This is a genomic window from Sulfurihydrogenibium sp., assembly GCF_028276765.1.
Taxonomy (GTDB): domain Bacteria; phylum Aquificota; class Aquificia; order Aquificales; family Hydrogenothermaceae; genus Sulfurihydrogenibium.
Map to the genome: position 1 here is coordinate 1 of NZ_JAPYVU010000051.1, position 11,454 is coordinate 11,454.

At 30.2% G+C, this 11,454-nt stretch carries 18 protein-coding genes and 1 tRNA gene; 2 read left to right on the forward strand and 17 right to left on the reverse strand.

The features are described from left to right. On the forward strand, window positions 1-407 hold a 407-nt coding region (locus tag Q0929_RS07640; RefSeq protein ID WP_299239438.1), incomplete at its 5' end, for a transposase. 546 nt (window positions 408-953) lie between these two features. On the opposite strand, the gene Q0929_RS07645 is transcribed toward Q0929_RS07640, so the two are convergent. From Q0929_RS07645 to Q0929_RS07650, 3 genes are all read right to left on the reverse strand, one after another. Beyond that, window positions 954-1,041 (reverse strand) — tRNA-Ser (locus tag Q0929_RS07645). A gap of 23 nt (window positions 1,042-1,064) precedes the next feature. Further along, window positions 1,065-1,226 (reverse strand): hypothetical protein, encoded by a 162-nt coding sequence (locus Q0929_RS08995; RefSeq protein ID WP_343232053.1) that lies wholly within the window; start codon window positions 1,224-1,226, stop codon window positions 1,065-1,067. Between the two features lie 90 nt (window positions 1,227-1,316). Beyond that, complete coding sequence (locus Q0929_RS07650; RefSeq protein ID WP_299239440.1) at window positions 1,317-1,493, reverse strand: hypothetical protein; 177 nt, start codon at window positions 1,491-1,493, stop codon at window positions 1,317-1,319. An 89-nt stretch (window positions 1,494-1,582) separates the two neighbouring features. Between Q0929_RS07650 and Q0929_RS07655 the strand changes: the two genes are divergently transcribed. After that, entirely contained in the window at window positions 1,583-1,801 is a 219-nt protein-coding gene (locus Q0929_RS07655; RefSeq protein WP_299239441.1) for a hypothetical protein, read from the forward strand. On the opposite strand, the gene Q0929_RS07660 is transcribed toward Q0929_RS07655, so the two are convergent. The 14 genes from Q0929_RS07660 to Q0929_RS07725 form a co-directional block, all read right to left on the reverse strand. After that, window positions 1,794-2,915, reverse strand: a complete 1,122-nt coding sequence (locus Q0929_RS07660) for a site-2 protease family protein (RefSeq protein ID WP_299239442.1) — start codon at window positions 2,913-2,915, stop codon at window positions 1,794-1,796. The two genes, Q0929_RS07655 and Q0929_RS07660, sit on opposite strands and share 8 nt — an antisense overlap. Then, window positions 2,912-3,418: a metal-binding protein gene (locus Q0929_RS07665; protein ID WP_299239444.1), complete on the reverse strand. Its 507-nt coding sequence runs from the start codon at window positions 3,416-3,418 to the stop codon at window positions 2,912-2,914. The genes Q0929_RS07660 and Q0929_RS07665 overlap by 4 nt, the downstream gene beginning before the upstream one ends. A gap of 1 nt (window position 3,419) precedes the next feature. Further along, window positions 3,420-4,211: an OmpA family protein gene (locus Q0929_RS07670; RefSeq protein ID WP_299239446.1), complete on the reverse strand. Its 792-nt coding sequence runs from the start codon at window positions 4,209-4,211 to the stop codon at window positions 3,420-3,422. Next, complete coding sequence (locus Q0929_RS07675) at window positions 4,208-4,507, reverse strand: hypothetical protein (RefSeq protein ID WP_299239448.1); 300 nt, start codon at window positions 4,505-4,507, stop codon at window positions 4,208-4,210. Before Q0929_RS07675 ends, Q0929_RS07670 begins: the two co-directional genes overlap by 4 nt. Window positions 4,508-4,746: 239 nt before the next feature. Then, window positions 4,747-5,931 carry a type II secretion system F family protein gene (locus Q0929_RS07680; protein WP_299239449.1) on the reverse strand — a complete coding sequence of 395 codons (1,185 nt, stop codon included), beginning with the start codon at window positions 5,929-5,931 and terminating at the stop codon, window positions 4,747-4,749. Next, on the reverse strand, window positions 5,931-6,428 hold the full coding sequence (locus tag Q0929_RS07685; protein WP_299239451.1) for a prepilin-type N-terminal cleavage/methylation domain-containing protein: 498 nt from the start codon (window positions 6,426-6,428) through the stop codon (window positions 5,931-5,933). Before Q0929_RS07685 ends, Q0929_RS07680 begins: the two co-directional genes overlap by 1 nt. Then, window positions 6,418-6,705 (reverse strand): prepilin-type N-terminal cleavage/methylation domain-containing protein, encoded by a 288-nt coding sequence (locus Q0929_RS07690; RefSeq protein ID WP_299239453.1) that lies wholly within the window; start codon window positions 6,703-6,705, stop codon window positions 6,418-6,420. Before Q0929_RS07690 ends, Q0929_RS07685 begins: the two co-directional genes overlap by 11 nt. Beyond that, window positions 6,696-7,103, reverse strand: a complete 408-nt coding sequence (gspG, locus tag Q0929_RS07695; RefSeq protein WP_299239462.1) for a type II secretion system major pseudopilin GspG — start codon at window positions 7,101-7,103, stop codon at window positions 6,696-6,698. Before gspG ends, Q0929_RS07690 begins: the two co-directional genes overlap by 10 nt. Before the next feature lie 167 nt (window positions 7,104-7,270). Beyond that, window positions 7,271-7,666 (reverse strand): hypothetical protein, encoded by a 396-nt coding sequence (locus tag Q0929_RS07700; RefSeq protein ID WP_299239454.1) that lies wholly within the window; start codon window positions 7,664-7,666, stop codon window positions 7,271-7,273. 248 nt (window positions 7,667-7,914) lie between these two features. After that, complete coding sequence (locus tag Q0929_RS07705) at window positions 7,915-8,190, reverse strand: cupin domain-containing protein (RefSeq protein ID WP_299239456.1); 276 nt, start codon at window positions 8,188-8,190, stop codon at window positions 7,915-7,917. Window positions 8,191-8,202: 12 nt separating this feature from the next. Beyond that, window positions 8,203-8,910 (reverse strand): hypothetical protein, encoded by a 708-nt coding sequence (locus Q0929_RS07710; protein ID WP_299229035.1) that lies wholly within the window; start codon window positions 8,908-8,910, stop codon window positions 8,203-8,205. A gap of 45 nt (window positions 8,911-8,955) precedes the next feature. Next, the gene (locus Q0929_RS07715) at window positions 8,956-9,735 is read right to left on the reverse strand and encodes a phosphatidate cytidylyltransferase (protein ID WP_299239458.1); all 780 of its coding nucleotides are present in this window, start codon (window positions 9,733-9,735) and stop codon (window positions 8,956-8,958) included. Then, the gene (locus tag Q0929_RS07720; protein ID WP_299229041.1) at window positions 9,732-9,908 is read right to left on the reverse strand and encodes a Trm112 family protein; all 177 of its coding nucleotides are present in this window, start codon (window positions 9,906-9,908) and stop codon (window positions 9,732-9,734) included. Before Q0929_RS07720 ends, Q0929_RS07715 begins: the two co-directional genes overlap by 4 nt. Next, complete coding sequence (locus Q0929_RS07725) at window positions 9,898-10,590, reverse strand: YggS family pyridoxal phosphate-dependent enzyme (protein WP_299239459.1); 693 nt, start codon at window positions 10,588-10,590, stop codon at window positions 9,898-9,900. The genes Q0929_RS07720 and Q0929_RS07725 overlap by 11 nt, the downstream gene beginning before the upstream one ends. Window positions 10,591-11,454: the final 864 nt, after the last annotated feature.

Genomic DNA, 11,454 nt, shown 5'->3' on the forward strand with positions numbered 1-11,454 from the left:
AGAAGAATTTTCAAGAGGAATACAAACTTTTAAAAAGTATACCTGGTGTAAGTGATAGGGTTATAGGAGTAGTAATATCAATATTTGGAGGATTTAAAAGATTTAAAAGTGTAAAGGAAGCAGCTAGTTTTGCTGGTTTAAATCCAAGTCCATATGAAAGTGGATCAAGTGTAAAGAAAAGTGGCAAGATAAAGAAAATGGGAAATCCATATGCAAGAAAGATACTATACATGGCAGCATTATCAGCAATAAGGTTTAACAAATACTGTAGAGAATTATACGAAAGGTTAGTAAGTAAAGGCAAGGCTAAAAAGTTAGCATTAGTGGCTGTAGCACATAAGTTATTAAGGCAGGCATATGGTGTATTAAAAAGTAGAAAACCATTTGATGAAAATTTTTGTACTTGACATTTAACATAGAACATCCTGAGGCTGTTAGGCCGAAGAATCTCTTTTTTGATTTTTGACTTGAAAAGAAAAATAGGAGATTCTTCGCTTCGCTCAGAATTAAGATTTGGATTTTTGGAACAGTCTCGAGAATATTAGCTAAGAAGAATCAAGATTATTATGATAAAAGGATTTACTATGGACTTTTGGTTACAGTGATTTCATCCAGCAAGCTATCATGAAGTAAGGTTATTAAGAATAAGACACAAAATGAGTAAATGGTTTAGATTTCTGTTGCTTATCTATATGCATATGCTGCTATTGTTTATAGCTTTTTTAGAAAAAGTAAACTATGGAGGTAATTTCTCACCCCAAGGTGTTTTAATTCAATATATACATTTTTACTTTGGTGTTGGATTTAATAAGATAATAATTGAAATAAAAATTTTACACAAAAATATGTTGCAATATCTTTTTATAGCTCAATTGGTAATGGTTTGTGGATAAAGAGATGTAGTATTTTTTTGAAAATTACAATTACAATTTTTTTGAAAAATTACATAAAAGCGGAGGAGGAGGGATTCGAACCCCCGGTGGGCTGTCAACCCACAAGTGATTTCAAATCACCCGCATTCGTCCACTCTGCCACTCCTCCACAAAAGAGATAGTTATTATAATTCAATTTTGATTTTTTTTCAAGCGTTTGTATAGGTTATACCGGTTTAGGAAAATTCCGATTTTCTTGAATTCATAAATATCACAAAAGTATTGTAAAGGTGATTTTTTGTTTAAACTATGATGAGGTCTTTCTGTGTTATACCATAACATATATTGCAACATCTTTTTATTAAACTCATGAATATCTTCTAATTCGTAATCTTCATATTCATTCTCTCTACATATACTTGTCCTTTTGGATATCTTGGATAGTTAAAATAATGTTTTATATCTTTTTTTCTTTAATGCTTTGGTAAACTCACCTAAGAATTCACTTCCGTTATCTGTCTGTATTCTTTTTATCTCAAATGGCATTATATCTACTGATTTCTCTAAAAAGTCTTTTGCATTTTTATTATTTAGCCTGTCATATGCAAAAGTGAAGGACATTCAGAGTGCTTTTATGATATTATATAAACAAACCAGAATTTTTCTAAACCGGTATAACCTATACAAATTGTGATGCAGGAGTAAAAGAAATGGAGCCATATCAGGGAGTTATAAACTTTATGCATAGCTATTCAGCGATGCAAGGAATAGTGCATTTTATCGGCTGGACGATTGCAATTATTATATTGGTTTATATGTTTAAATTTATGAAGAAGCATATGCAAGAAGATGAAAGAGCTAAAAAATATCAAAATAAAAATATTTTAGAAGAATTGAAAAAAGAGAAAGAAAACCCTCCTTCTAATTAAAATTTTTAACCTGCAAAAGCTCTTCACGGATAAACCTGTTAAGAATAGCTTCAATATCTGATTTTCTTAAAATTCCAAGAAAAGTATTATTATCAATAACAGGAATTTCATCTAATTTATTTCTTTTTAAAAGATTATAAACTTTTGATAACTTTTCTTCCGGAAGGACATAATATTTTATTGGCTTTACTATATCTTTTAAAGCCATCTCTTCTTGTTTAAAGTACGGAATTTTATCTAAGTCTCTTGTGTCTATAAATAAAATTTTTCCATCGGAGGTCAAGACAGGATATAAATAAGTCCTTATATAAGGTCTATAAAACATGCTAAAATCTGAGATGCTTAGATTTTCATCTAATGGATTCATCGTATGCATGATATTAAAGACTTTAAGCTTAGATAATAAAACAGCTAATTTGGTATTAAATAGAGCATCCTTGGAAGCTTTTATTATAAAAATTCCTAAGAATATAAGCCAAAAGCCGTTAATTAAGTTTCCATTAAATAAATAATAAACTCCAAAACCAATAAGCATAAAACCAAAATATTTTCCAAATTTAGAAGCTACTTCTGTTGCTTTAAGAATTCCATACTTCTTCCATAAAATAGACCTTAAAATACGACCACCATCAAGCGGAAATGCCGGGACTAAGTTAAACGCTCCAAGAGCAAAGTTTACCATAAACATATAGTTTAAAAAGCCATTAAAAATATCATCTGTTGGATAAAGACCTGCTGCCGTAAAAAATATTAATGCTAAGAGAAAGCTCATAAGAGGACCGGCTATTGCAATTTTAAACTCTGTAGAAGGGGAGTCTGGTTCTTGTTCTATCATTGCTACTCCGCCAAAGATGAAAAGATAAATATCTCGAACAGGTATGCCGTGTTTTATGGCTACAAGAGAATGAGAAAGTTCATGAAGTAAAACAGATAAAAAAAGCATAATAGCAGAAACTGCTCCGGCTAATATATATTCAAATTGACTGAGATTTTTATAAAGCATAGGATAAAATCCCTGAGATAAAGTTAATGTTATTAAAGTAAATGCTATAAACCAGCTGTAATCTATATATACTTGAATTCCAAAAATCTTAAATAACTGTATAGCACTCATCTTCTTCTTTTCCTTTTTGGTTTTAACTTTTTAAAGCTGCTATAAATTATATCTGTAAATATATGCACAAATTCAGCCAAAATTAGACCAAAGAAAAAGGATAAAAATGAGACATTGTTTAAAAAACTGCTTAAATCTAAATTATCAAATCTTAAAACTTGAAAATTATTATCCGGGATTAAAAAGTCTATCAAAAGCTTTAAAAGAAACAAAAATATAAATGCTATAAAAGATAGGTAAAAAATTTTTGTGATTGTTCCGTATATCGGAATATGGGAAATTCCACGATGTCTAAAAAGTTTGGTATAAGGTAACCATATAAATTTTAAAAATTTCCATCTACTATTTGGTCTAGAAAGATATAAATCATTATCAGGGGTAAGAAAAAAAGTCCCGATAAAATAGCCGGCAGAAAAAGATATAAAATCCGATGGATGAAGGTAATAAATGAGAGGAGGAAGAACAGCGAGATTTATTAATTCGTGAGTTCTTCCTTTTGCCAATCTATTTTGCCAAATTTATTATGTAAAATTCGGCTCTTCTATTTGTAAATCTATCTAATTCATTATTATTAGAAACAATGTATTCAGATTTTCCAGCCCCGTCTATCATTATTCTATTTGGAGAAACACCAAGCTTAACTAGATATTGTTTTACAGCCTTAGCTCTTTTTAAAGCCAATTTATCGTTATACTTTTTAGAACCTGTATTATCAGTATAACCCTTAATCTTAACTTTTACATCCGGATGTGTTTTTAGATACTTAGCAACTATATTTAAGTAAGGTAAATACTCCTTCTTTATTTTTGAACTGTTTGAATAAAAATGAACCCTGAGTGGTTGAGTAAAAGCTGTTATACTCTTATGAGTTTTCGGAAATTCTTTCTCTTTTATATTAATTATATTAATATCTGATTTTTCAGATTCTTTGTTTTGAGCAACTTTTACTTTTTCTACAACATCAGGAATGTTTGGATTAAGACCAAGCTCTATTTCTTTATAACACGGAATGCCGTCTTTATCTTTATCAGAATTTATATTTTTTTCTATTTTTGTTAATAGACCTTCTATTTTTACTGTAAGTTTTAAGGAATTTGCAGATTGATTATTCTCAGCTTTTAAACTTTCTAAATAGCTTTCTACCATTCCATATTCTTCCGGTGAACATTCAAGAGCATGTTTTTCTTTTAATTTATCAAATCTTTCTTGAATTTTACTTATGTCAACGTCTTGATTAGCAAATACATTACTTGCAAAAGCTAAAATAAATGTGGAAGCAATAATTTTCTTTTTCATTTTTCCTCTCCTTGAGATGCTTTTTCTATAACTTTTAAAGACCATTCAATAGATTTTTTAGCCGCTTCGATAGATTTATCTATATTAAAATTAGAAGATTCTTCAACAGCTATGTTATAGAATCCCTTTGCTTTCCCATATTCATATGGTGCTTTCAAGACTGCCCCAGACTCGTAAGCTGTTTTCAAAGCCGACCTTGCAGCATCTAAATACTCTGTATTAGAATTCTTAATGATATCTGCCGCATTTGTCATTCCAATAAAACACAAAACAGTTATTAAAAATTTTCTTACCACGTTAACGCCTCCACCAGTATTCATATATTTTTTCGTAAAAATTTGCAGAAAGTTTAAAAATATTATACAACCGAAAATATGTCCTGATTAAAAATAAAAACAACAAAGTTTTTAGATTTGTTTAAAATTAAAAGAAAAGACTTTCTTTTTTTATGCTTGATTGTTAAGTTTTATTCATAATTCTGCAGCCACCCGAAAAATCTCTGCTTTTTCTTCTAACTTTTCTTTAAATCAGAAACTTATTTCAACTTAGTTCCGGTTGAAATATCCATAATCGGAAGAATTACGCTCAGAATTATAATACCTATTACAGCACCAATTATTAACATCATGATTGGCTCTATCAATTTCATCCATCTATCTATGATTCTTTCGATAAGAGAATCGTAAACACTTGCTATTGTGTCAAGCATTTTTTCAAGCTCTCCGGAAGATTCCCCAGTATCAAGTAATGTAATAAACAAAGTAGGAAGTTCTTTTACCTTCCTTATACTCTTTGATATGTTAGAACCTTTTCTTACGTCTTCTATCAAAGGTGTCAGCTTCTGTCTTAAATAGCTGTTGCTTATGCTGTTTATTGCATAAGTCAAAGCATTTTGGATTGGTGTATTTGATTTTAAACTTAAGTTTAAAACCTTTGCAAACCTTGAAAGATTAAAATATAAAATCAGCTTGCCCGCTATCGGAATTTTTAAGAGATACTTATCAAAGACCTCTTTTTTTATAAATCTGTCTTTAAAAAAGTAAGCAATAATCAAGATTGGCGTTATAAAAATTAGGTAGTTAAAGATTTTTGCAAAAATCAGTATTGCTTTTGTAATTAAGGGTGGTTCTTTTCCAAAGCTTTGTAAAACGCTTATGATTTTTGGAATAACATAATTGGTAGCTACAAAAACAGACATTACACTGAAAATCAAGATAACAGCCGGATAGATTAATGCTGATATTACTTTGCTTTTAATAGATGACACGCTGAGCAGATAATCAGATGTGATTTTAAAAATCATCTCAAGATTTTCACCTGTTTGTGCAGATTCAAGCATCAAAGGAAAAAACTCAGGAAACAGTTTAGATTCTTTGAATGCTTGTGATACGCTTTTACCACTTTCTATAGCAGACTTTATTTTTAGCAGTCCGGTTGATAAATTTTTATCCTCTGTTTGTGATGAGACTATCTCTAAGGCTTTTGTAAGTTGAAATCCACTTTTTAAGTATGTCTCAATCTGAAGTAATATAAAAGCCAAATCTTCGTCTGATGGTTTTTCTTTTTTAAACGATAATGAGATTTTTCTCTTTAGCTCCTCTATCTTAACAGGAGTAATACCTTCTTCTTTTAGCTTTTTTACAACCTCTTGCTTTGTACTTGCTTCTAACTCACCTTTTACCTTTTTACCTTCAAGATAGCCTTCGTATGCAAACTTCATTACTTAAAAACCATCCTTTTATCATTTATTTGAATAATCAGTATATCAGGATTGCCTTCAAAATCTTTGAAACCCTTTCCCTGACTTACAAGGCTAATATCCAAATTTTCAAAGTGTAAAACTTTATAAGACTGCTTCTCATCGTAAAAATAAGGATCTCCATATACATAAGGAAATTCATAATAGTACAAATCATTATCTTTAACAAAAAAGACAGATTTTACCAAACCTTTATAATAATTCCCGGAAGTATTGTATAACACTAAAATTGGATGTCCGTTATTATTTCTTAAAAACGTTTTTGTGTTTGCAGAAAACTTTTTTTGCATATCCCAAAAAAAAGAAGTATATTCTTTAAGCTTTTCCGATTGACCTTTAATGTCTACACTGTTTTTTACTGTGCTATAAATAGAAAAAGCCAATACAGAAAACACTAAGGATAGAATCATTATCGTTATGATAACTTCTATTAGCGTAAAGCCTTTTTTATTTAACATTAAAAATATCTATATAAACGCCGTTTTTTTCAAAGGTTGACCTATTGATCTTGATTCCCAAAATCTCTATCTGAGAGTTTGATACATTTAAATTTGAATAATTTCCTTCTTTTATTTTTGAATCTACGTATAGCAAATTTTCAAATGTTTGTTTTGAATTAAAATAATTTACCCTTGCTTGATAGACAAGCTGAAACAATACTAAAAATGAAGATGTTAAAATAGCTAAAGCTATTAATACTTCTAATAGCGTAAAGCCTTTGTTTTTTACTGCCATATACTTATATCGTCTTCTGTACCTTCTGTTCTATCAGGACCTGCTGATTTTAACTCAAATGGATGACCTACACTGGGAGACATATAAATAAAATCATTATCCCAAGCATCTTTTGGCAGTTTATCTAAATACTGTCTCCATCTTGTTGGAACGGGAGGAGTTGTTGGTTTTTCAACCAATGCCTTTAATCCTTGTTGTGTAGTTGGATAAACGCCGTTATCAAGCTTATACTGTTCTAAAGCATCTTTTATAGCTCTCATCTGTATTTTTGTAGTTTCTATCTTAGACTCATCAAGCCTTCCAACAACCTTAGGAATGATTAAAGCTGCCAGCATTCCAAGTATGATGACAACAACTAAAAGTTCAATTAATGTAAAACCTTTGTTGTTTTTTCTCATTTTTGATATTCCTTTAGCATCCAAGAAATAAATTATAGTATAACATTTTTTTCGTTCAGGATGGTAAATATCATCCAACAGTGTCATTCTAAAGCCGGCGAAGAATCTTATACTTTTACCCAATTTCTCATCCGACGTATAACTTTTTTTATAACTACAGATAACAGCTATTTCGCAAACGGTAGCAGCTTAATTATAAGATCTATTGCATCTTTGTTTATGAAGATGATTAAGAATGTCAAAATGATAAACATAATAGTAAACTTTTTATCAAGCTTCTGTATATCATTTTGCAATTTTAACACTTCTTTATCTATCTTAGCTTCAAGCTCAGTCTTTAACAATTCTAATTTTCGATATACCATATCAATATCAGCCTTTGTAGCAAGTTCCTTAGTAAGCTCGTTTTTGAGTTCAAGTTTTTTTTGCTGTACTAAGCTTTCTGATTTTTTATCAAGTTCGTTATAAATCAGTTCAATAGTTTGAGCAATCTTTTTAGCTTCCTCTTTTCCTACTTTTTGTTCTAACTTCTCTAAAAGCTCATAATCTATAACGTAAGCCATTTAAATTCTCCAAAAGAACTGATATTAAAAATTTATTCTATCATACTTAAATTGTCATCCTGTTCGACATTCTACGACCGTGCGAAGAATTTTTACCTTTTACCTATTACTTTTTCCTCAATTTTTATAAGATTAGACCATTCGGACTTACGTCCTTAGAACGGCAATGTAAGAGTAGGGGGCGATTCATGAATCGGCCTTACGAAAGTCAAGTTTTCATCCTTAAGTCGGCGGAGGATCTCATAAATTTAAATATGTCTCTTACTTCCGCATAAATACTTTACCCCTTCTTCAGTCTTAGCCCAATGCTTCGTCCCGGCTGGAACTTCCAAAATATCTCCTGCTCTCAAATGATAAACTTTATCTTTTGTTCCAATAACCATAGAGCCTTCTAAAATATATCTAACTTCATCTTCACTATGTGTATGCCAATCGTAATATGTTCCTGGAGAATCTTGCCAAACATATAAATCGCTATAGCCTAAGTCTATAAGCTTTTTCTTTGCCTCATTTATATCAATCATGGTCTACCCCGTTTATTTACAAATAATTTCAGCTTTGACTTTGATATCTATGAAATTAGCATCTTTCTTTGGCTCCGGTGCTGATACAGACTCTGCAGTTTTCATAAGCATAGTCCTATAAATTGGAATTGGATAAACTTGGTCTGATTCATAATCAAAACTTTTTATATTGCATGATTTATTTAATTTCTTAGAAACTTGCTGAGTAAAAGATAATGCTTTATCAATTACACTTAATTTTAATTGATTTTCAATCTGCTCTATTTTTTCTTTTGAAGCTGTCCATTCAGGTTGTGATACGCTATAATCAAGTTTATCTTTGTATTTACCACTGAAATAACTCAATTTTTCATATATTTTGTTTTGGTCTGTAGGATTTTTTAGCTCAAATACATAAAAAGAGCTTCCTTTAAAACCTTCACATTTAGTTTTATTATTTTCCCACCAACAGTTTTTGTAAACAGAAAATTTACCTCCTTTATACTCAAAACCAAGGTCTCTTATTGATTTATCAACTTCACCAAGCATATTTATTATTTCAGACTCTTTAGACCCTTCAACGCTTATATTAACACTAACAGCCAAAATATCCGGTTCAATTTCTTTCTTGTCTTGAATAATAGTTTTTATGTATGTGCATTCTTTACATTCTTCTGAAAAAGCATTTATCATAGGTAGTAAAGTAAAGACAGTAGAGATGATGAAAGCTTTTTTATTCATATTTACCCTCGTTAGCACTAATTTTTTTAAGATTATAGCAAAAGATTAACCTAAATTAAACGCATGTATAACCCTTATCCATATTAAAAATACAACCGATGCAAATATAAGAGAGTCTATCCTGTCTAAAACCCCGCCATGACCGGGAATTAGATTAGAAGAATCTTTCTCGTTAACTTGCCTTTTGATGAAGCTTTCAAATAAATCTCCAATCTGAAGAATAACAGCAGAAATTATCACAGGAATCATAAATTTTATATCAAAATCAAGATACTTAATAACCAAATAACCACCAATCAAAGAGCCTAAAAAACTTCCAACCGCACCCTCTACAGTTTTCTTGGGAGATATTCTTGTTGAAAGTTTATGCTTTCCGAAATTCTTACCAACAAAGTATGCAAGCGTATCGCCGGTCCAAACAACCGCAAAAAGTAAAAATAACAAATACTTATTATAATCAACCAACAAGCCAAGGGATGAAACAAAAAATACACTGTAAGACAGTCCAAAAATAGATACTGCTAAATAGTTTAAATCCCATTTTTTAGATGCTACATAAAAGCTAAATAGAAATATAATTAATATAGCTAAATATGTATCCATAAAAAGTAAAGATAAAGATGATATAAAAGCCATTATGAATACTATTGGATGCTTTAACTCCGGATATTTCTTTCCAATGAGATTAAAAGCTTCATAACTTACTACAACTGTTAATAAAGCTATGACTATCTTTAAAGCTTGTGTAGGTAGATAAATAATCCCGCCGATTGTAATAGATGCTAAGACAACGGCAGATATTACTCTTTTTATTAATTCGCTCAATTTTCTTCCTTTATCGCTTCGTCTTCTAAAAGAATAGGTATATCTTCTTTTATTGGGTAAAGCAATTTACAATTTTCACATTTTAAAAACTCTTCTTTATCTTTTTGTATTAATATTAAATCTCCTTTACAAACCGGACAGGCTAAAATGTCTAAAAGTTCTTTATTTAGCATAACTTCTCTCTCCAAATATTGCTGTTCCTATTCTGACTATTGTAGCACCTTCCTCTATTGCAACTTCAAAATCATGAGACATTCCCATAGAAAGATGAGGCAGTTTTACATTATACTCTTTTTCAAGATTATCTCTCAATGTCCTTAGCTTGATAAAATACGGTCTAACATCTTCAGGATTTTCAAAGTATGGTGGAATAGCCATTAGTCCATGAATTTTTATATATTTTTTTGTAAGAATATACTCAAATAATTCTTTTAAATTATCTTCTTTAACGCCAAATTTTGACTCTTCTCCAAAGTTAACTTCAATAAATCCATCTATAACTTTGTTTAGTTTTTCTCCTCTTTTTTCAATCTCATCAACAAGAGCTTGTCTATCAACTGAATGTATCAATTCAAAGTACTTCACTGCGTACTTAACTTTGTTAGTTTGAAGACCACCTATTAGATGCCAATGTATATCTGAATATTCTTTAAGTTTTTCTATTTTTTCAATGCCTTCTTGTACTTTATTCTCTCCAAAGTATCTAATACCTGACTCGTAAGCTTCTATAATTTTTTCTACCGGCTGCGTCTTAGATGCTGCAAGAAGAATGACTTCTTCTCTCTTTCTTCCAACTTTATCACATGCTTTTTGTATCCTTTCTTTAATTTTTAGCACATTCTCTTTTATGCTCATTTTAACCTCTCTAATTTAGAATTCTAAAACTTTCAAGAATAGGAAAAACAAGAACCACATTCAGACCTTGTCAAGCAGAATTTAATTTTTTATGGATGAGTTTAAATTTTGTGTATTATATATATGCTATATTATAGCAGAAGGCTTATTAAGACAGCTTTCTAATTTTTACTAAGAGCGACCCAATGGTGTCATTCTGAGCGAAGCAAAAAACCTCTTTCTTTCTTTCCAAGTCAAAAATCAAAAAAAGATCTTTCGACATTACGGCCTCGGGATGACAAGGAAAGGTAAACTTACGGGAATTTTGGAACACTCTTAATTTTTACTTGACAGATAGAAAATTTTTTTGTATATTATTATTAGCTTTTTAATTTTTTAACTGTACCTTGGCAATTGAATAGGTTAGCCCACACAAGCTTGTTTTACGTGAAACGTGAGACGTGAGATGTGAGACGTTAAATATTGGTTTATCAATAATTTAGTAATTTTTATTTGATTTTTTGATGACTTAGTGAGATGACTTAGCAGTCAGTGAAGCTAAGGTATTGGTAATGTGATTTTATTTTTTGATGTTTGATTTAAGTTTGTGTAGTGATGGTTTAGAAGGAATTTTTTAAAAAGCAGTTGTAAGTGTTTGTTGAAATAGACTTTTTAATTTTGAATTCTTTAATGCTTAATTTTTTGAAAATTTGTAATTTTTTATTTTAAAATTTTTTAAGATCAGGAAGTTAAGGAGCGGTATTTGCAGCGAGCTTCTGAGTTTGTGGTTTTCAGCGGTTGGCTTGTGATGGGATGTTAAAGGATAAAATATAATAATATATTTTCTGTATATCGAGGTTTGCTGCAAAAAACTTCAACTTGCGG